Annotated in this window: 15 protein-coding genes and 1 tRNA gene; 8 read left to right on the forward strand and 8 right to left on the reverse strand. The window is 70.5% G+C overall.

Annotated elements, in window-relative coordinates; all coding sequences use genetic code 11:
- The first annotated feature begins 26 nt into the window (after positions 1–26).
- A complete protein-coding gene (locus LQ326_RS17400) occupies positions 27–974 on the forward strand; it encodes a beta-ketoacyl-ACP synthase III (protein ID WP_234537670.1) in 948 nt (315 codons plus the stop codon).
- 136 nt (positions 975–1,110) lie between these two features.
- A complete protein-coding gene (locus LQ326_RS17405) occupies positions 1,111–1,788 on the forward strand; it encodes a GntR family transcriptional regulator (RefSeq protein WP_234537672.1) in 678 nt (225 codons plus the stop codon).
- 110 nt (positions 1,789–1,898) lie between these two features.
- On the opposite strand, the gene LQ326_RS17410 is transcribed toward LQ326_RS17405, so the two are convergent.
- Entirely contained in the window at positions 1,899–2,891 is a 993-nt protein-coding gene (locus LQ326_RS17410; RefSeq protein WP_234537674.1) for a WD40 repeat domain-containing protein, read from the reverse strand.
- A gap of 432 nt (positions 2,892–3,323) precedes the next feature.
- Entirely contained in the window at positions 3,324–3,506 is a 183-nt protein-coding gene (locus LQ326_RS17415; RefSeq protein ID WP_234537675.1) for a hypothetical protein, read from the reverse strand.
- Positions 3,507–4,028: 522 nt separating this feature from the next.
- Between LQ326_RS17415 and LQ326_RS17420 the strand changes: the two genes are divergently transcribed.
- Positions 4,029–6,449 carry a tetratricopeptide repeat protein gene (locus LQ326_RS17420; protein WP_234537677.1) on the forward strand — a complete coding sequence of 807 codons (2,421 nt, stop codon included), beginning with the start codon at positions 4,029–4,031 and terminating at the stop codon, positions 6,447–6,449.
- A 184-nt stretch (positions 6,450–6,633) separates the two neighbouring features.
- Here the strand turns inward: LQ326_RS17420 and LQ326_RS17425 are convergent, their stop codons facing one another.
- The 5 genes from LQ326_RS17425 to LQ326_RS17445 form a co-directional block, all read right to left on the reverse strand.
- Complete coding sequence (locus LQ326_RS17425) at positions 6,634–8,031, reverse strand: OFA family MFS transporter (RefSeq protein ID WP_234537679.1); 1,398 nt, start codon at positions 8,029–8,031, stop codon at positions 6,634–6,636.
- 1 nt (position 8,032) lies between these two features.
- Positions 8,033–9,421, reverse strand: coding sequence for an OFA family MFS transporter (locus LQ326_RS17430; protein WP_234537682.1), 1,389 nt, complete (start codon positions 9,419–9,421; stop codon positions 8,033–8,035).
- Positions 9,422–9,547: 126 nt separating this feature from the next.
- Positions 9,548–11,707: an acetate--CoA ligase family protein gene (locus LQ326_RS17435; RefSeq protein ID WP_234537685.1), complete on the reverse strand. Its 2,160-nt coding sequence runs from the start codon at positions 11,705–11,707 to the stop codon at positions 9,548–9,550.
- A gap of 4 nt (positions 11,708–11,711) precedes the next feature.
- Entirely contained in the window at positions 11,712–12,944 is a 1,233-nt protein-coding gene (frc, locus tag LQ326_RS17440; RefSeq protein ID WP_234537686.1) for a formyl-CoA transferase, read from the reverse strand.
- Between the two features lie 11 nt (positions 12,945–12,955).
- Entirely contained in the window at positions 12,956–14,638 is a 1,683-nt protein-coding gene (locus LQ326_RS17445; protein ID WP_234537687.1) for a thiamine pyrophosphate-binding protein, read from the reverse strand.
- A gap of 144 nt (positions 14,639–14,782) precedes the next feature.
- Here LQ326_RS17445 and sucC point away from each other — a divergent pair, with 144 nt between their 5' ends.
- The 4 genes from sucC (at position 14,783) to LQ326_RS17470 (ending at position 19,214) form a co-directional block, all read left to right on the forward strand.
- Entirely contained in the window at positions 14,783–15,913 is a 1,131-nt protein-coding gene (gene sucC, locus LQ326_RS17450) for an ADP-forming succinate--CoA ligase subunit beta (RefSeq protein WP_234537688.1), read from the forward strand.
- Positions 15,914–15,924: 11 nt separating this feature from the next.
- On the forward strand, positions 15,925–16,821 hold the full coding sequence (sucD, locus tag LQ326_RS17455; protein WP_234537689.1) for a succinate--CoA ligase subunit alpha: 897 nt from the start codon (positions 15,925–15,927) through the stop codon (positions 16,819–16,821).
- A 3-nt stretch (positions 16,822–16,824) separates the two neighbouring features.
- On the forward strand, positions 16,825–18,384 hold the full coding sequence (locus LQ326_RS17460; RefSeq protein ID WP_234537691.1) for an aldehyde dehydrogenase family protein: 1,560 nt from the start codon (positions 16,825–16,827) through the stop codon (positions 18,382–18,384).
- A 745-nt stretch (positions 18,385–19,129) separates the two neighbouring features.
- Positions 19,130–19,214: transfer RNA gene (locus tag LQ326_RS17470), tRNA-Leu, on the forward strand.
- Here LQ326_RS17470 and LQ326_RS17475 read toward each other — a convergent pair.
- Positions 19,196–20,161: a recombinase zinc beta ribbon domain-containing protein gene (locus LQ326_RS17475; protein WP_234537751.1), complete on the reverse strand. Its 966-nt coding sequence runs from the start codon at positions 20,159–20,161 to the stop codon at positions 19,196–19,198. The two genes, LQ326_RS17470 and LQ326_RS17475, sit on opposite strands and share 19 nt — an antisense overlap.
- Positions 20,162–20,367: 206 nt before the next feature.
- On the opposite strand from LQ326_RS17475, the gene LQ326_RS17480 reads away from it, so the two are divergent.
- Positions 20,368–20,745 carry a hypothetical protein gene (locus LQ326_RS17480; protein WP_234537693.1) on the forward strand — a complete coding sequence of 126 codons (378 nt, stop codon included), beginning with the start codon at positions 20,368–20,370 and terminating at the stop codon, positions 20,743–20,745.
- Positions 20,746–20,799 lie beyond the last annotated feature (54 nt).

Here is a 20,799-nt window from a genome sequence, read left to right on the forward strand (position 1 = left end):
GAGGCAACGAGGGGGACCCACCACCCATGAACGGCTCGCGCATCGCCGCCGTCGGCCACTACCAGCCCGCGAAGGTACTCACCAACGAGGACCTCGCGGGCATGGTCGACACCAGTGACGAGTGGATCCGCAGCCGGGTGGGCATCAACACCCGGCACATCGCCGGACCCGACGAACCCGTCGACGAACTGGCCGCCCACGCCGCGGCCAAGGCCCTCGCCGCGGCCGGCCTTACCCCCGCGGACATCGACCTCGTCCTGGTCGCCACCTCCACCGCGATCGACCGCTCCCCGAACATGGCCGCGCGGGTCGCCGCCCGGCTCGGCATTCCGCAGCCCGCCGCGATGGACGTCAACGTCGTGTGCGCCGGCTTCACCCACGCGCTCGCCACCGCCGACCACACCGTCCGCGCGGGCGCCGCCACCCGCGCCCTCGTCATCGGCGCCGACAAGATGTCCGAGGTGACGGACTGGACCGACCGTACGACGTGCGTCCTGGTCGGTGACGGCGCGGGCGCCGCCGTGGTCGAGGCGTGCGGGCCCGGCGAGGAGCCCGGCATCGGGCCGGTGCTGTGGGGCTCGGTCCCCGAGATGAGCCACGCCGTACGGATCGAGGGCACCCCGCCCCGGTTCGCGCAGGAGGGGCAGAGCGTCTACCGCTGGGCCACCACCCAGCTGCCGCCCATCGCCCGGCGCGCCTGCGAGAGGGCCGGGATCGCCCCCGCCGACCTCGCGGCGGTCGTCCTGCACCAGGCGAACCTGCGGATCATCGAGCCGCTCGCGCAGAAGATCGGCGCGGTCAACGCGGTCGTGGCCCGCGACGTCACCGAATCCGGGAACACGTCGGCCGCGAGCATCCCGCTCGCGCTGTCCAAGCTGGTCGAGCAGGGGCGGGTGTCAGGCGGCGACCCGATCCTGCTCTTCGGGTTCGGCGGCAACCTGTCGTACGCCGGTCAGGTCGTCCGCTGTCCCTGATGTCTCTCCGGGGGCGCACCGCGCTGTGACACGCCTGACTCCCGCTCCGACTGGCCCTTGCGCACCGTAGACTGTAGACGAAAGCCAATCGATACTGGGACGGACTCGCCGCGCGTCTGCCGAGGAGGGGGAGACCATGCTGTCTGCCGGACTGCCGCAGGGTGCGGTGCCGAAGCTGGAACGCCCCGGCCCGCTGCGCGACCGCGTCTACGAGGCGCTGCTGGAACTCATCACCACCCGCGCTCTCCAGCCCGGCCAGCACCTCGTCGAGAGCGAACTCGCCGGCCACCTCGGCGTCTCCCGGCAGCCGGTGCGCGAGGCACTCCAGCGGCTGAACACCGACGGCTGGGTCGACCTCCGCCCCGCGCAGGGCGCGTTCGTGCACGAGCCGACGGAGGAGGAGGCCGACCAACTCCTCACCGTCCGCACCCTCCTGGAGGCGGAGGCGGCACGGCTCGCCGCGGCCAACGCCGACGCCACCGGCATCAAGGCCCTGGAGGACCTGTGCGCGGAGGGCGAGAAGGCCGTCGGGGCCGACGACGTGGACGGGGCCGTCGCCATGAACGCCCGGTTCCACGCCAAGATCATGGAACTCGCCGGCAACACCGTGCTGGCCGAACTGGCCGCGCAGGTGGACCGCCGGGTGCGCTGGTACTACACACCGGTCGCGCGGCAGCGCGGCAGCCAGTCCTGGATCGAGCACCGCGGCCTGATCGCCGCCATCGTGGACCGTGACGAGCAGCGCGCCACGCTGCTGATGCGCGACCACACCGAGCACACGCGCCGGTCGTATCTCGGGCGGGCGACGAGCTGACCGCAAGGTCCGGCGGCGGGCCCGGACCGCAGGCTCCGTGATCACGGCCCGTACGGCCGGGTGGCTCGCAGCAGGACGGCTCACGACCGGGTGCGCCAGGGGACGGCGGCTCAGGGCAGGGCGATCAGGGCGATGCCGCCGGCCTGCGCGACCGCCAGCCGGGTGCCGTCGGGGTGGAGGGCGGCAACGGGGGTCGGGACATGCCTGCCGCCGAAACACGTGCCCTTGGCGGGTACGCCGACCTGGGGCCACTCCGCGACGAGCCGCCCGGTGGCCGCGTCGAGCAGCCGCGGGTGACCGGGAAACGAGATCACCTGATCGCCGCGGGGCAGGAGCAGGACACCCGGATCGGCATCGCCGGCCGGGTTGCGGTGGAGCCATCGTCCCTCCGGCACCGACCACACACCCAGGTGGCGAGGCGGCAGCCCGGCCGTCTCCTCCTCGTCCCACTCCTCCGCCCCCGTCGCCAGGACCAGCCGGTCGGTGTCGAGCCAGCAGCCCGCCGTCACCTCGCCGTTCATGACCGCCGCATACGGCAGCACACCGCCGCCGTCCAGGGTGGCCGGGTCGCTGAGCGCGAGCGCCGTGTCGTAGACCAGGGCCGCCCCGAAGGGCTGCCAGTACCAGCCGATCGAGAGCAGGTACCGGCCGTCCGGGCTCAGGCTCAGCCTGGAGTGGAAGACGTCCTGCGGCTCGCGCTCGCCGACGGTCAGCCGCTCGCCGCTCGCCGCGTCCTCGATCTGGAGCACGTTGTATTCGTCGGGGCAATGGACGACGACCTCGCGGCCGTTGCCCAACGCGCCCAGGGCGAGCGGGTAGTCGTAGTCCGGTGCGTGGTAGTAGCTGCGGTTCAGCTCTCGCACGATCCGTTCGCCTTCGCACAACACCCCTTTGGTGCCGCGCTCCTGGTACACGGCGGAGTACGGCCCCGAGACCGAGGCGGTCCCGGCGTCGAACGGAGAGCTCCACGTGAAGGCGGCCGCCTTCAGTTCCTCCCCGCCGCGGCCCCAGCGCCGGCCGCCGTCGACCGCGCAGACCAGTTCGTCCCCCTGCCACACCAGCGACTTCGGCGCCGCCTTCACCGGTATCGACTCCACGGACATCGGCGCCCCCACTCCGGTGCCCCTCGGTCGGGCCCCCCACCGGGAATCTACGGGGCCCTGCGGCCCCGCGCCTACTCGGGGTCGCGGCACAGGCAGAAGGGCCGACCAGGCGGGACCGACCGGCACGCGTACGTCGTCCTGCGGCTGATCCGGGGCGAGTGCCGCTCCCACGGCGACGGCCTCGGCCGCCGCCCCCGGTCGGGCTATCCGGTATCTTGGATCACGAGCCCCCTGCCCGGGGCGCGAGTTCGTCAGAGGCGTCGTCTTTCCGGGCAGCACACCGCGACCACCCGGCCGAGACTCCCGTGACTTCCGTTCGACGGACACCGCTCGAGATCGGAACGACAACAGCGCTCAAGCCGACAGGTCCTCATCAGGTACGTCCAAGGGTCCGGTGAAGACATGCAAGTCGACCAGGGCCCTGACGTCGCGTCAACGGCCGGCACTCTTGCGGCGCAGGAGGACTGCGAGTGCCTTGCAGGCGTCCTGGCGTCGGCTCGGGTCGCGGGCCAGGGCCGCGGTCAGGGCGACCACCGTTACCGTGCCGGCGTACAGAACGGCGCCGATACCGGCGGGCAGCATCGTGCCGTCGAGGATTTGGGACAGGGCGGTCATGGCGGGCACCTTCCACGGCACTTGCGTGCCAAGCGCGTGCTTGGTGGAGTCATGACCCCAGATACGGGCGGCCTGAGGAAGTGTCCGGAACGGCTGGATGGCTGTCTTCCCAGGTCAACTTCATTGAATTAACGTCTGGGTGTCATCCGGTCCGGACAGGTCGTCGGTCCCGTGGGGGTGGGCGTGGCCGCACAGCCGAATGAACCTGAAGTCACGCGGTTCACAGGGGAGCTTCAAGCTCTGTATGAGGCCGCGAACAGGCCCAGCGTCAACGTTATGGCCCGTGTATGCGGTGCATCTCGTACCACTCTTCATGGGTGGGTGAGTGGCGTGGCCGTTCCCTCTGATCAGCACAAAGGCACTCTGAAGGCACTGGTCGGGTTCTTGGCTCACCGGGCCAGGAATGGTGCCGGGTATCCGCAACACTCCGGGGCCACGTGGGAGGCCCTGCGTCGGGAGGCGGTGGGCCAGCACCAGGCCGGGCGGCCTGGCCGGGGGCGTGTGGTGCGAGGAGAGTTCGGCGTGGTGCCTGCTCGGGCAGATTGCTACCAGGGGCGACTTGAGCTGTTTGACGCGTTGCTCCAGCAGGGGGCACGGCAGTGGATCCTGTGCGGGACGGGCGGTGTCGGCAAGACCCAACTGGCAGCCCAGTACGCTCGCGATCTGTACGAGTCCGGCAGGGCGGAGGTGCTGGTGTGGGTGAACGCCACCTCCCGATCAGCGGTCATTGACGCCTTCGCCGGTGCCTCGGTCAGACTGCTGGGTGCCGGCCGGGACGAACCTCAGGCAGCGGTCCAGCTGTTCCGGAAATGGCTGGAGCAGGCCCCGGGCACCGGCCGTAGGCGGCTGGGTGCGCGGTGGCTGGTGGTGCTCGACGACGTTCCGCATGTTCAGGCCCTGCAGAATCTATGGCCTCCCGATGTTCCACACGGGCGCACCCTGGTCACCACCCGTAACCGCGATGCGGTCTTCCTGACCACGGGACGCAGCCGCGTCGATGTCGACCGGTTCACCACTCGGGAAGCGGTCGAATACCTCACCGCCAAACTTGCTCGCCACGGGCTGCACGACACCGCGGAGGAAACGGCGGGACTGGCCGAAGACCTCGGACGGCTGCCTCTGGCTCTTGCACAGGCCATCCCCTACATGGTCAACCGTGGTCTGGACTGCGCCACCTACCGCGCGCGTCTGGCCAACCGGGCCAGATCACTCGATGACGTGCTGCCCACCGATACCGGGCTGCCCGACGACCAAGCCCTCACCGTGGCAGCGGCTTGGGACCTGTCCATCGACCTCGCCGACCAGCAGCCACCCCAGGGACTGGCTCGGCCCATGCTCCACGTGCTCAGCCTGCTCGATCCGAACGGCATTCCCGAGCCGGTCCTGCTGAGCCCGCCGGCCCGGGGCTACCTGACCGGCCACGCCGCTCGCCCAGGTGCGGCCGGGAAAGGCCGCACCGAAACTCAGGACGCCGCCGACGCCCTGGCGAATCTGCGTCAGTTCAGCCTCATCGAATACGATGCCCGGGCTGGCAGCGGGGCGGTACGCATCCACCAGTTGATTCAGCGGGCCGTGACCGAACGCCTCGCAGACGAGGACAGGACCGAGTGCGCCCGCTGTACAGCCGATGCACTCCTGGACGTGTGGCCTGGCGGCGAACGGGACATGGGACTGGCCGCCGCGCTGCGCTCCAACGCCGGCGCGCTCACCAGCTGTGCCGAAGACGTGCTGTACACCCCGGACACACACGGAGTGTTGTTCAGACTGGGTACCAGCCTCGGAGGAGTCGGCCGGGCCGCCGCAGCCCGGGACTATTTCAAGGCCCTGGCGCGGTCCGTGCACCGATATCTGGGGCACGAGCACTCGGACTACTTCATCGCACGCGGTCATCTGGCCTACTGGCAGGGGGAGGCCGGGGACGCTGTGGGAGCCGTGGAAGCGCTCGATGAACTACTGCCCCGCCTGAAGAACACGCTGGGCGCCGATCACCCCGAGACCTTCGCCGTCCGGCACGGACTGGCCTACTGGCGGGGGCAGGCAGGAAATGCGGTCCGCGCCGCGGCCGAGTTCGCCGAACTGCTGCTGGACCACCGGCGGGTCCTGGGCGATGACCACGCCGACACTCTCGGCGTCCGGCACGACTTGGCACGCTGGCGAGGAGAGGCGGGGGAACAAGACCGCGCCGTGGCCGACCTCGCCGATCTCCTGCCCGATATGACGCGCGTACTCGGCGCGGATCACCGCAGCACTCTCGCCACCCGGCACAGCCTCGCCCGCTGGCAGGGGGAAGCAGGAGACGCAGAACGGGCTGCGGCCGAGTTCGCCGAACTGCTGCCGGACCTGGGGCGTGTCATGGGGGCCGACCACCCCGACACCCTCAGCGCCCGCAACGATCACGCTCGCTGGCTCGGGGAGGCGGGCGACGCGCAAGGGGCCGTGGCCGCGCTCACCGAACTCGTACCCAGAAGAGAGAGGATCCTCGGCGAACTCCATCCCGACACCTTGGTCACCCGCCACAGGCTCGCCGTCTGGCGGGGCAAGTCGGGAGATCCGGACGCGGCCGCCAGAGAGTTGCGGAGCCTTCGGACGGACATGATCCAGGCGTTGCGCCGGGACGATCGCCGGGTCTTTGCGGTCCGGCTGGACCTTGCTTTCTGGTACGGCGAGGCCGGGGACCCTCGCCGGGCCGTGGCTCACCTTGCGCAGCTGCTGATCGACATGAGGCGTGCCCTGCGCGAAGACGATCCGTATCTGTTGATCGCCCGGTACAACTACGCACGCAGACTGGGGGAAACGGGAGACGCCGCCATTCCCGACGCCATCACCGAACTGGTTCGGCTGCTGTCCGACATGGAACGTGTGCTGCCCGCGGACGCTCCTCTCGTAAAGGCGGCCCGAGAGCTACTGGCCCGTTATCGCAACCGAGACCCGGGTGCCGGGTGACCTGCACGGAGAGAAACGAACGTGGGAAGCCTCTGGTTCCGGGTACGGGCGGACGCCCTCGGGACCGGGCACAGCGTTGTCCGGCAAGGCGACGCATGCCGTGTTCTGGAAGCGGCTGAGTCCCGGAGGCTGGTCCGGGACTCACTACCGGGTGGACCTTCGGCCCGAGGCTCGGTGGTAACCGTCAGGTGGCGGTCTGGGTTTGGACCGCCCCCACCGCCGTGGCCGTCCCCCGCCCCGGCTGCCGCAGCAGCAGGGCTGTCGCCGCCGCCAGCATCGAGACGCCGCCGGCCAGCGCGTACGCCCCGTCGTAGCCCCAGGCGCCGACCACCATGGAGCCCAGGCCGCCGCCGAAGAGGCCGCTGACGAGCTTGCCGCTGTAGACGAGGCCGTAGTTGGTGGCGTTGTAGTTCTCGCCGAAGTAATCCGGGGTGAGGGCGGCGAAGAGCGGGTAGAAGGCGCCGCCGCCGAAGCCGGAGAGGAAGGCGAAGAACAGGAACAGCCACTCGCTCTTGACGTCACCGGCCCAGATCACGCCGAACTGGGCGAGACCGAGGACGACGATGACGAAGACGAGGGTCGGCTTTCGGCCGAGGCGGTCGGAGAGCCAGCCCACCACGCCCCGGCCTATGCCGTTGATGACCGCCATCACGCCCATGGAGGAGGCCGCGACGAGAGGGCCGAAGCCGATGTCCTTCGCGAAGTCGACCTGGAACGAGATGCCGAAGATCGAGACACCTGCCGTCATGACGATCGAGACCCACATCAGCGGGAGCATGCCGGTGCGGATCGCCTCCTTCGGGGTGAACTGCCGTACCGCGGGCGGGTTCTTGGCGAGGGCCGTCGCGGTCCTGGCGGCGCCCGAGTGGGTGAGCGGGTCGATGTCGGCCGGCCACCAGTTCTTCGGCGGGTCCTTGAAGAAGAACGCCGAGACCAGCACCACGACCATCACGTAGACGCCGATCAGGTCCAGAACACTGTGGTAATTGGCCGTGTCGAAGGCGTAGTTGAAGATGAAGATGAAGGGCAGCGAGCCGTAGGCGAAGCCGCCGTTCACGAAGCCCGTGCGGGCGCCGCGGCGTTCGGGGAACCACTTGCCGACCATGTTGATGCAGGTCGCGTAGACCAGGCCGGAGCCGAGACCGCCGATCACGCCGAAGCCGGTGATCGCCAGCCAGATCTCGCTGATGTGGGAGAGGGCCAGGAAACCGATCAGGCACATCACGGAGCCGGTGTACATGGCGCGGCGCGCGGTCAGGACGCCCTTCTCGCGCAGCCAGCCCGCCGGGAAGGCGATGCCGGCCTGGAAGAACACCCAGACGCTCAGGATCCAGAAGGTGTTGGACTGCGTCCAGCCGTGCGCGTGGGACAGGGTGTCCTCCGCGGAGCCGTACGCGTACTCGAAGACGCTGATGGCCATCATGGCGATCCACGGCAGGTACACCATGATGTTGCGGGAGTGGCCGAGGATGTCCCGGTCGGTCTCGCCGATCCGGTACACCCGGCCGCGGGCGTCCGTGACCTCGCGGTACGGACGCCGTCCGGCGCCGGTGCTGTTCGTGGCTACAGGGTCTGCCGACATGTCACGCCATCTCCTCGCCGAGCGGATGCGGGTTGGGGACGATGCGCCGGGCGCTGGGCCTGCCCGGTGCCTTGAGGAAGAGAGCCAGCACTGCGGAGGCCAGGCCGACGGAGCCCGCGAGCACGAACGCGCCGTGGTAGTCCCACTCACCGACGACGACCGCGCCCAGACCGGAGCCCACCAGGCCGGAGACCAGCTTGGAGCTGTAGACCATTCCGTAGTTGGTGGCGTTGTTGTTCTCACCGAAGTAGTCCGCCGTCATGGCCGCGAAGAGCGGGAAGACCGCCCCGCCGCCGAATCCGGAGACCATCGAGCAGAACAGGAAGAACGGCACGCTGTGCACCTGGCCGGAGACCAGCACACCGAACTGCGCGGTGCCGAGCACGACGCAGACGATGATCAGGGTGTTGCGGCGGCCGTACCGGTCGGAGATCCAGCCGACGACCCCGCGCCCGGTGCCGTTGACGACGGCCTTCAACGACAGGGCGGTGGCCACGATCCCGCCCGCGAACCCCATGTCCTCGCCGAACGGCACCTGGAAGGCGATGCCGAAGACATTGACGCAGGCCGTGCAGAGCAGGCAGCACCACATCATCCACAGAACGGGGGTACGCGCGGCCTCCCCGGGGGTGTACTGCCTGACCGCCGGCGGGTTCTTCGCCAACGCCCGCCGTACGCGCGGATCCTGAGTGCCCTTCAGCGGATTGACGTGCGGCGGCCACCAGTTCTTCGGCGGATCCCTGAAGAACCAGCCGGCCGACGCCACCACCAGGCACAGGCCGATGCCGGCCGAAGACAGCACGACCCGGTAGTCGCTCAGGTCGAGTACCGAGGGGAAGAGGAACACGAACGGCACGGACCCGTACGCGAAACCGCCGTTCACGAAGCCCGTCTTGCCGCCCCTGCGCTCCGGATACCACTTGCCGGCCATGTTCACGCAGGTCGCGTAGACGAGACCGGCGCCGGTACCGCCGCACACGCCGAAGCCGAGACAGGCGACGATCACGTTCGGCGCGAACGCCGGCGCCAGACAGCCCACCAGCGTGCAGGCCGCGCCGACCAGCATGGCCGTACGGGCGGCGAGCCGTCCGCTCTCCCGCAGCCGTCCGGCCGGGAAGGCCACGGCCGCCTGGCAGAACACCCAGACGCCCAGCAGCCAGAAGATGCGCCCGCTGCTCCACAGATACGCCTCGTGCAGCGTGTCCTCCGCCGACGCGAACGCGTACGCGGCGGAGCTGATGCCCATCATGCCCACCCAGGGCAGGACGACCATCCATGTCCGGGTCCGGCCCATGAGATCGACGTCTGTCTCGCCGATCCGGTACCTGCGGCCGTTGCGGTCCGTCACCTCCCTGAAGGGGACGGACGCCGGTAGATCGATGGATGACATGTTCGCTCAGCACCCCTTGCGTCGAAAGTTCTGGCCAGCGCCCCCTGTCCAATGCCTTTCGTGCGCGCACGGGTCCCGGGGCCGGCCGGGGACGCGCTCCGCCGGCCGGCCCCTTCCTCGGCTATGTCATGACCCGCCCCCCGACAGTCCGCTCCCCAGCAGCCCGGCCGCCCGCGCCCAGCGGTACTTGGCGCCGAGCACGGCCACCGGCCGTTCGGTCGTGTACGGGTATGCCACGACCCCCCGCTCGTACAGGTACTGGCAGGCCTCCTCGACCTCGACGTCCCCCGCGAGCGAGGCGACGACCGGCTTCTGCACACCCCGCTCCCGGAACTCCGCGACCACCCGCGCGGTCAGCTCCGCGAACACCATCGGCGGGGTGACGATGGTGTGCCAGTAGCCGAGGACGAGCGCGTGGATCCGCGGGTCCTCGAGGCCGAGCCGGATCGTCGCCTCGTACGTCGACGGCGGCTCGCCGCCCGTGATGTCCACCGGGTTGCCGGCGGCCCCGAAGGGCGGGATGAAGCGGCGGAACGCCTCGTCCAGGTCCGGTGGGATCTCCATCAGGGAGAGCCCGTTGTCGGTCACCGCGTCGGACAGCAGCACGCCGCTGCCGCCCGCGCCGGTGATGATCACGACGTTGTCGCCCCGCGGGGCCGGCAGCACCGGCAGGCCCCGCGCGTACTCCAGCATGTCGTTCAGGCCCGGCGCCCGGATCACCCCGGCCTGCCGCAGGATGTCGTCGTACACCGCGTCGTCGCCCGCGAGCGCGCCCGTGTGCGAACCGGCCGCCCTGGCCCCGGCCGCCGTACGGCCCGCCTTGAGGACCACGACCGGCTTCTTCGGCACGGTGTTCCGCGCCGCCTCGACGAAGGCGCGGCCGTCCTTCAGGTCCTCCAGGTGCATCGCGATGCACTCGGTGTGCGGGTCCTCGCCGAACCAGGTCAGCAGGTCGTCCTCGTCAAGATCCGACTTGTTGCCGAGGCCGACGATCGCCGACACCCCCGTCTTCGTGGTCCGCGCGAAGCCCAGGATCGCCATGCCGATCCCGCCCGACTGCGACGTCAGCGCCACGCCGCCCTTCACGTCGTACGGCGTGCAGAACGTGGCGCACAGGTCCTGCCAGGTGGAGTAGTAGCCGTAGATGTTCGGGCCGAGGAGGCGGATGCCGTGGCGTTCGCCGATCTCGACGATCTCGGCCTGGAGCTCGTGCTCGCCGGTCTCCGCGAAACCGGACGGGATCAGGACGGCGTTGGGAATCCGCTTCCGGCCCACCTCCTCCAGCGCCGCTGCCACGAATCTGGCGGGGATGGCGAAGACGGCCACATCCACCTCACCGGGAACGTCCGTGACACTCTTGTACGCCTTGCGGCCCAGAATGTCATCGGCCTTGGGGTTCACCGGATGGATCTCCCCGGCGAACCCGCCGTCCACGAGGTTGCGCATCACCGAATTGCCGATCTTGCCCGGCTCGTTGGAGGCGCCGATCACGGCGACGGAGCGGGGCTGCATCAGCCGGCGCATGGCGGTGAGGATCTCCTCGCGGGAGTACTTCCGGCGCGGTGGCGGCTGCCGTTCGGCGAGGATGATCCGGATGTCGGCGGCGACCGCGCCCTCCGGGGTCGCGATCACCGGGTTGAGGTCCACCTCGGCGATCTCCGGGAAGTCCGCGACCAGTCGGGAGACCCGGCGGATCTGCTCGGCGACCGCCCACCGGTCCACACCGGCCTGCCCGCGCACGCCGCGCAGCACGTCGGCCGCCTTGACGGAGTCCAGCATGGACAGCGCCTCGTCGGCGGTGACGGGCGCGAGCCGGAAGGTCACGTCCTTCAGTACCTCGACCAGCACCCCGCCCAGGCCGAAGGCGACGACCTTCCCGAAGGTGGGGTCGGTGACCGCGCCGACGATCACCTCCGTCCCCTTCGGCAGCAGCTCCTGCACCTGGACGCCCTCGATCCGGGCCCCGGGGGCGTGGGCGCGCGCGTTCTCGACGATCCGGTGGAAGGCCGCGCGCACGTCCGCCGCGCCCTCGACGCCGACGATCACCCCGCCCGCGTCGGTCTTGTGCAGGATGTCCGGCGACACGATCTTCATCACCACCGGCCCGCCGAAGCGCGCCGCGTACGCCACCGCCTCGTCGACGTCGGTGGCCAGCTCCTCGCCCGGTACGGCGATCCCGTACGCGTCGGCGATCACCTTGCCCTCCGGCGCGGTGAGGGCCGTACGGCCCTCGGCCCGCACCGCGTCGAGGAGTTCACGGACCCGCGGCTTTCGGTCCTCTGCCATCACGTCAGATCACTCCGTTCGACTTGAGCAGGCGCAACTCCTCGTCGCCGAGACCGAGTTCGCCGACATAGACCGCTTCGTTGTGCTCGCCGAGCAGCGGCGAGGCGGTGACCTCGACAGGGGAGTCGGAGAGCTTGAGCGGGCTGCCGACGGTGACGAACTCGCCGCGCTCGGGATGCGGGACGGTCACCACCATCTCGTTGGCGACCAGCGACTCGTCCTCGATGATCTCCTTGGTGGAGAGGATCGGCCCGCACGGGATGTTGTGGGCGTTGAGCTGTTCCAGCACCTCCCACTTGGGGAGCGTCGAGGACCACTCCTCGATCAGCTGGAACATCTTGTTGAGCTTGGGCAGCCGGGCCTCCGGGGTCGCCCACTCGGGGTCGTCCGCGAGCTCGGGCCGGCCGATCAGCCGGGTGATCGGCTGCCAGCCGACCGGCTGCACGATGACGTACACGTAGTCGTTCGGGCCGCCCGGCGCGCACTTGACCGCCCAGCCGGGCTGGCCGCCGCCGGAGGCGTTGCCGGAGCGGGGCACCTCGTCGCCGAAGTCCTCGTTGGGGTACTCGGCGAGCCGGCCGTGGGCGAGGCGCTGCTGGTCGCGCAGCTTCACCCGGCAGAGGTTGAGCACCGCGTGCTGCATGGCGACGTTGACGCGCTGGCCGCGACCGGTGCGCTCCCGCTGGAGGAGTGCCGCCAGTATCCCGGCCACCGTGTGCACGCCGGTGCCGGAGTCGCCGATCTGCGCGCCGGTGGCCAGCGGCGGACCGTCCTCGAAGCCGGTGGTCGCCATCGACCCGCCCATGGCCTGGGCGACGACCTCGTAGGCCTTGAAGTCGGTGTACGGCCCGTCCCCGAACCCCTTGATGGAGGCGTACACGATCCGCGGGTTGATCTCCTTGATGCGGTCCCAGGTGAACCCCATCCGGTCGACCGCGCCCGGGCCGAAGTTCTCCACCATCACGTCCGAACGGCGGATCAGCTCGGTCAGCAGTTCCTTGCCGCGCTCGGTCTTGGTGTTCAGGGTGATGCTCCGCTTGTTGCAGTTGAGCATCGTGAAGTAGAGGGAGTCGACGTCCGGGAGGTCGCGCAGCTGCCTGCGCGTGATGTCACCGGTCGGCGCCTCCAGCTTGACGACGTCCGCGCCGAGCCAGGCCAGCAGCTGGGTGGCGGAGGGGCCCGACTGGACGTGGGTCATGTCGAGGACGCGAATGCCCTCGAGTGCCTTGGCGGTCATCGGCGTTCACCTCACTTGTACATGGTCTGGTTCATGGTTCCGGGGGCGTACGCGTCCGGGTCGACCCAGACGTTGATCAGTGACGGCTTGCCCGACTCCCGGGCCCGGCGCAGGGCGGGGCCGATGTCGGCGGGGTCGCGGACCTCCTCGCCGTGACCGCCCAGCAGCTGGGCGAACTTGTCGTAGTGGACGTCGCCGAGGGTGTTGCCGACCCGCTCGCGCTCCTTGCCGTACTTGGCGGCCTGGCCGTAACGGATCTGGTTCATCGAGGAGTTGTTGCCGACGATCCCGACGAACGGGAGGTCGTAGCGGACCAGGGTCTCGAAGTCCCAGCCGGTGAGGGAGAAGGCGCCGTCGCCGAAGAGGGCGACCACTTCCTTGTCCGGGCGGGCCTGCTTGGCGGCGAGCACGAAGGGGACGCCGACACCGAGGGTGCCGAGCGGGCCCGGGTCCATCCAGTGGCCCGGCGACTTGGGCTGGACGACCTGCCCGGAGAAGGTGACGATGTCGCCGCCGTCGCCGATGTAGATCGAGTCCTCGGTGAGGAAGTCGTTGATCTCGCTGACCAGCCGGTACGGGTGGATGGGCGACGCGTCCGAGCGCAGCTGCGGCAACCGCTTCTCGATCGCCGTCTGTTCGGCGGCCCGCAGTTCGTCGAGCCACTCCTTGCGCCGGGAGGCACCCCCGTCGACGCGTCCCGAGGCGGCCTCGGTGACGGACTTCAGCACCAGACCCGCGTCCCCGACGATCCCGAGGTCGATGTCCCGGTTCTTGCCGACCGTGCGGTAGTCGAGGTCGATCTGGACGACGGCGGCGGTGGGGGAGAGGCGCTTGCCGTAGCCCATGCGGAAGTCGAAGGGGGTGCCGACGATCACGATGACGTCGGCGTGGGAGAACGCGTACCGGCGGGAGAGCTGGAAGTGGTGCGGGTCGCCGGGCGGGAGGGTGCCGCGTCCCGCGCCGTTCATGTACGCCGGGATGTTGAGCGTGCGGACGAGATCGATGGCGGCCGCGGTGCCGCGGGTCGTCCAGACCTGGCTGCCGAGCAGGATGGCCGGTTTCTCGGCGTGCACGAGGAGGTCGGCGAGCTTCTCCACGGCGTCGGGATCGCCGGCCGAGCGGGTGGCGGCCCGGTAGGCACCCGCCTTGGGGATGCGGGCCTTCTCCGCCGGGACCCTGGCGTCCAGGACGTCGCGGGGTATCTCCAGGAAGGAGGGGCCGGGCGCACCGTGGTAGCACTCACGGAACGCCATGGAGACCATGTCGGCGGCGCGGGCGGTGTCCGGGACGGTCGCCGCGAACTTGGTGATCGGCGCCATCATGTCGACGTGCGGCAGGTCCTGCAGGGACCCCATCTTGTGCTGGCTGAGCGCCCCTTGGCCGCCGATCAGCAGCATCGGGGACTCCGCGCGGAAGGCGTTGGCGACCCCGGTGACGGCGTCGGTCGTACCCGGACCCGCGGTCACGACCGCGCACCCCGGCCTGCCGGTGATGCGTGCGTAGCCGTCGGCGGCGTGGGCGGCCACCTGCTCGTGGCGGACGTCGACGACTTCTATGCCCTCGTCGACGCAGCCGTCGTAGATGTCGATGATGTGGCCGCCGCACAGGGTGTAGATGCGGTCGACCCCCTCGGCCTTCAGCGCCTTGGCAACGAGATGACCACCGGAAATCACGTCCTGGGTGTCGTCGGGCATGGCGGAGTCCTGTCCCTTCGTAGGGGGTGGGAACGCTCTCGCGGTACATTGCATACAGTCGACGAATACTGTATGAACCTTGTTATCCCGCATCCGGTGGGTGGTGTCCAGGGGGCGTGCGGCACTTTCCAGACAGGAGCCGAAATGGACCTGTACGAACACCAGGCAAGGGAACTCTTCGAGGAACACGGCATCGTGGTGCCGAGGGCCGAGGTCACCGACTCGCCCAAGGAGGCCCGCGAGATCGCCCGTCGGCTCGGCGGCAGGGTCGTCGTGAAGGCGCAGGTCAAGACCGGTGGCCGGGGCAAGGCGGGCGGAGTGAAGCAGGCCGCCGACCCGGCCGCGGCGGAACTCACGGCACGTCAGATGCTCGGCATGCGCATCAAGGGACACCGGGTCGGCAAGGTGATGCTGGCCCAGCCCGTCGACATCGAGAGCGAGTTCTACGTCTCCTACGTCCTCGACCGGGCGGCCGGCGGCTTCCTGGCGATCGCCTCCGCCGAGGGCGGCACGGAGATCGAGGAGGTGGCCGCGACCCGGCCCGAGGCGGTGGCACGGGTCCCCGTCGATCCCGCGGTCGGCGTGACCTCCGCCAAGGCCCAGGAGATCGCCGCGGCCGCCGGGCTGCCGCCGCAGACGGCCGACGTCCTCGTACGGCTGTGGCAGGTGCTGGTCCGCGAGGACGCGCTGCTCGTCGAGGTGAACCCGCTCGTGCGCAGCACGAAAGGCCGGATACTGGCACTCGACGGCAAGGTCACCCTCGACGACAACGCCCGCTTCCGGCAGGCCCGTTGGGGCGCCGACGAGAGCGGGCACCACGACCCGCTGGAGGCGGCGGCCGCCGCGAAGGGGCTCAACTACGTCAAGCTCGACGGCGAGGTCGGCGTCATCGGCAACGGCGCGGGCCTGGTGATGTCCACCCTGGACGCGGTGGCCGGCTGCGGCGCACGGCCCGCCGACTTCCTGGACATCGGCGGCGGGGCGTCCGCCCGGACCATGGCCGACGCACTGTCGGTGATCCTCTCCGACCCGGCCGTGAAGTCCGTCCTCGTCAACGTCTTCGGCGGGATCACGGCGTGCGACGCGGTCGCCGACGGCATCGTCCAGGCGCTGGAGACCGTCCGGCTGACCAAACCGCTGGTGGTCCGCCTCGACGGCAACAACGCGGCGCGCGGCCGGGCGATCCTCGACGGCCGCGCGCACCCCCTGGTCGAACACGCCACCACCATGGACGGCGCCGCCCACCGCGCCGCCGAACTCGCCCACACCGCCTGAGGAGCCGGGACATGGCGATCTACCTCACCAAGGAGAGCAGGGTCCTCGTCCAGGGCATGACCGGCGGCGAGGGCATGAAGCACACGCGGCGGATGCTCGCCGCGGGCACGAACGTCGTCGGCGGCGTCAACCCGCGCAAGGCCGGCCGGACCGTCGGCTTCGACGAACGTACCGTCCCGGTCTACGGCACCGTCGCCGAGGGCATGGCGGCCACCGGCGCGGACGTCACCGTCGTCTTCGTGCCGCCCGCCTTCGCCAAGGCGGCGGTACTGGAGGCCGCCGACGCCGGCATCGGCCTCGCGGTGGTGATCACCGAGGGCGTCCCGGTCCACGACTCGGTCGCCTTCACCTCGTACGCCCGGGGCAGGGGCACCCGCATCATCGGGCCCAACTGCCCCGGGCTGATCACCCCCGGCCAGTCCAACGCGGGCATCGTTCCCGCCGACATCGCCAAGCCCGGCCGGATCGGTCTCGTCTCCAAGTCGGGCACGCTGACCTACCAACTCATGCACGAGCTGCGGGACATCGGCTTCTCCACCTGCGTGGGCATCGGCGGCGACCCGGTCGTCGGGACCAGTCACATCGACTGCCTGGGCGCCTTCCAGGAGGACCCCGACACCGAACTCGTCGTCCTCATCGGGGAGATCGGCGGCGACGCGGAGGAGCGGGCCGCCGCCTACATCCGGGAGCACGTCACCAAGCCGGTCGTCGGCTACGTCGCCGGGTTCACCGCGCCCGAGGGCCGCACCATGGGGCACGCGGGCGCCATCGTCTCCGGTTCGGCCGGCACCGCGCGGGCCAAGCGGGAGGCGCTGGAGGCGGCCGGGGTGCGGGTGGGGAGCACCCCGACCGAGACCGCCCGGCTGGTCCTGGAACTGCTCGACACCCGGCAGCCCGAGGGGAGCTGAACCATGGCTTTCGTGCAGAAGCCCGGCACCGCGTGGCGTGACGCCTGGACGCGCTGCCTGACCGTCGCCCCCGAGGCCTTCCGGGACGACCGGGTCCTCAACCTCTGGTCCGCCGCCTGGCGGCCCGACGGCCGGCCGCTGCCCGCGACCAGCCCCGTCGACGGCAGCCCGATCGCCGGCGCCCCGCGGCTCCACCGCGACACCGCGCACCGGGCCGTCCGCGCCTGCCTCGACCAGCACCGCGCCTGGCGGCACGTCCCCCTGGCGGAGCGCCGGGCCAGAGTGGCCGCCACCCTGGACGCCCTGACCGAGCACCGCGACCTCCTCGCCCTGCTGCTCGTCTGGGAGATCGGCAAGCCCTGGCGGCTCGCCCGGGCGGACGTGGACCGGGCGATCGACGGGGTGCGCTGGTACGTCGACGGCATCGAGCCGATGCTCGCGGGGCGGAGCCCGCTGGACGGGCCGGTGTCCAACATCGCCAGCTGGAACTACCCGATGAGCGTGCTCGTTCACGCGGTACTGGTCCAGGCTCTGGCGGGCAACGCGGTGGTGGCGAAGACCCCGACGGACGGCGGGGTCGCCTGTCTCACCCTGGCCTGCGCGCTGGCCGCCCGGGAGGGCCTGCCCGTCACCCTGCTCAGCGGCAGCGGCGGCGAGCTGTCACAGGCGCTGGTGCGGGCGACCGAGATCGGCTGCGTCTGCTTCGTCGGCGGCCGGGACACGGGAGCGGCGGTGGCCACGGCCGTCACCGACCTCGGCAAGCGCCACGTACTCGAACAGGAGGGACTCAACACCTGGGGCATCTGGGACTTCACCGACTGGGCCGCGTTCACCGCCGTCGTCCCCAAGCTCTTCGACTACGGCAAACAGCGCTGCACCGCCTACCCGCGCTTCGTCGTCCAGCGGGAGCTGTTCGACGCGTTCCTCACCGCCTACCTCCCGGCGGTGCGCCGGCTCCGCATCGGCCACCCCCTCGCGGTCACCGACCCCGCCGACCCGCCGCCCGAGCTGGACTTCGGTCCGGTGATCAACGCGGCCAAGGCCAAGGACCTGACCGACCAGGTCGCCGAGGCCGTCGACCGCGGCGCCGTCCCCCTGCACCGCGGCAGTCCGGCCGACGCCCGCTTCCTGCCCGGCCAGGACACGTCGTCGTACGTCCACCCGGTCACCCTCCTCAACCCGCCCCCCTCCTCCCCGCTCCACCACGCGGAACCCTTCGGCCCGGTCGACACGATCGTCCTGGTCGACACCGAGGCCGAACTGCTGGCCGCCATGAACGCCTCCAACGGCGCGCTGGTCGCCACGCTCTCCACCGACGACGAGGCCACCTTCGCCCGCCTGGCCCCGCAGATCCGCGCCTTCAAGGTCGGCCACGGCAAGCCACGCTCCCGCGGCGACCGCGACGAACTCTTCGGCGGCTTCGGCGCGTCCTGGCGGGGAGCCTTCGTCGGCGGGGAACTGCTGGTGCGGGCGGTGACGAAGGGACCGGCGGGGGAGCGGCTGCCGGGGAACTTCCCGGAGTACCAGCTCATGCCGGGACGGGGGCGAGCACCGGGGCGGTGACTCGCTCGGCGAGCCGCCGGGCCACCCCATGCGGCGAGGGGCGGGGCGGGCTCGGCACGATGTAGTTCGCTCCGGCGGGTACCAGGGCGGTGCCCGTGGCACACGGCCCCATCGGGGAGGGCGGCAGGTCGGCGGTGCCGACGTGGTGACGCGCTGGCGGTCGCCGGCGGCCGGGTCACCGCCGGGTCGTCGTACGACACCAGGACCTGGACCGAGCGGACGATCTCCGCCGGATACCGGCCCAGGGCGGCGCAGCGCGCGTCCAGTACCTGGGCGCGTTCGGTGACGAACTCCACGGTGTTGTGCGGCGGCCCGGGCAATCGCCGGGTCCGAGCCGCTGTCCAGACCGAGGTGGCGGGGCGCCGGGGGTGGACCGCACGACGATGGTGGCGCTCCTGGACGGGCTGGAACGGCGCGGGCTGGTCGAGCGCCGGCGCGGTCCGCCGGGCCGACGGCGCAACATCGTCGAACTGACCGACGCCGGGCGCCGGCGCATGGGCGGGCCGAGGAGGCGCGGCCGGCGGCCGAGAGACGATTTCTCGCGCCGCTGGACGACGCGACGGCCGCGACCCTGATCCGGGCGCTGCGTGCGCCGCTGCCCGGGCGGTAGCGGGCCGGGCACGCACTGGGACGGTGCCCACCTGCGGGAATGCCAACGGAAACGCAGGTGAAAGGCACTCCGAAAGCTTGGTATTGTTGTGTCTGTCGCCGCGGGGAACACCCCCGGTCAGGCGGCAGACACCTAGTCCGGGTGGCGGAATGGCAGACGCGCTAGCTTGAGGTGCTAGTGCCCTTTATCGGGCGTGGGGGTTCAAGTCCCCCCTCGGACACTCGCTATAGCGATACGCGGATGAGGGCCTCGACCTAACGGTCGTGGCCCTACGTGCGTTTTCGTAACTGATCGTGATCCCGAGGGCTTCGTAGAGCGGGCTCTTCTTCTCTGCGTCGACGACCTGCACGCGTTGTGCGATGTGTCTGAGTCTCTCAGTGATCTCCCGGATCTGGTCGGCGCTGAGGGGGTCTCCTTCTTTGGAGTGGCGGCAGGTGGCGTGTCGAGCTTCTTGCGTGCTGCCTCCTTGTCCGCCTGCGCCTCGTTGATCCATTGAGTGACGACGGCGGGGTCGGCGCCGGCTTCGAGGGCGGCCTGGTAGCGGGCGAGACGCCGCTCGCACTCCTTGACCATTTTGCGGGCCTGCGTCTGCTCCGGCGTGAGTGTTTTGGCCGCATTCGCTGCCGCGCTGGCTTGGGCAAGGGCGGTGAGGGTGGCGGCGAGCCGGTCGGGGGCGAAGGCTTTCGCGATCCATCGGTCCAGGGCCCGGCAGACCACGTCCTCCCGGAGGCAGACGGCCCGGGGGTGATTCATGCCGGGGTGGAGGGACTGTTCCTGTTCCTTGAACTCGCAGCGGTAGTAGACGGTGTTGCGGATCGTCGCGGGCTGCATCTTGCGCCCGCACGTCTCACATCGCACGCGTCCGCGCAGTGCGTACGTCCGTTGCCCCTGCTGTTGTCGGCCGGGGCGTTCGAGGCGCTGTGGCATGCGGGCGCGCTGCTGGCGGATCTTCTTGACGGTGTCGAAGAGCTGGGTGGTGACGATGGCCGCGTGAGCGGTGTCATTGGACCACACCCACTGTTCAACCGGGTTGTGTGTCATGCGGGTGCGGTGGCCGAGGGTGACGTCGTCGATGTCGTAGAGGTGCTCCTCCTTGCGCTGTTTGTTCCAGATCTCGTAGCCGGTGTAGCGGGGGTTGATGAGGATCGCAGCCGACCAGCCCGACATCACCCATTCAAGTTCAGTAGCTTGCTCACCGTGGTCATCCGGTACACGGCACCCGACCCCCACAGCATCCCGCTTCCCGCCAAGCTCGCCCCGGCCCCGGGACGACAGACGGCCCCGCGGGACCATGCGAGGGGGGCCTGCCCGTGCCCGTGCAACAGCGGTGGTTTCTGCGGAGGCTGCGGGCACGCGGGCTGCGAAGGATGACGATGAACCGGCACGCCCCGTGCGGCGACGCCGAGTTGACGATGCGGCACGCCTTCGACGACGGCGGCGCCGAGCCCGAAGGCGGTGGGCCGTACGACGAGGTTGCTGACCCGCTCACCGGCGCCGTCCGGGTATGCGCCCGCCGCTGTGACTCCTGCATCTTCCACCCGGGCAACCTCATGCACCTGCAGCCCGGACGTGTCGCATCCATGGTCACCCGGGCGCGCGAAACCGAGGGGCACGTGGTCTGTCACAAAACCCTCGGAACCGAATCGCCGGCAATCTGCCGAGGTTTTGCCGACGGACCGGACCAAGGCAACAGCCTCGCCCTCCGTTTGGCCCGCGTGCTCGGCACACTGCGGGAGATCTCTCCATCATGATCATGGAGGCGGGATCTGAACGTTGACAGGCCTGGCGGCCGTCGGCTTGATCGC

Source organism: Streptomyces shenzhenensis (genome assembly GCF_021462265.1).
Taxonomy (GTDB): Bacteria; Actinomycetota; Actinomycetes; order Streptomycetales; family Streptomycetaceae; genus Streptomyces; species Streptomyces shenzhenensis.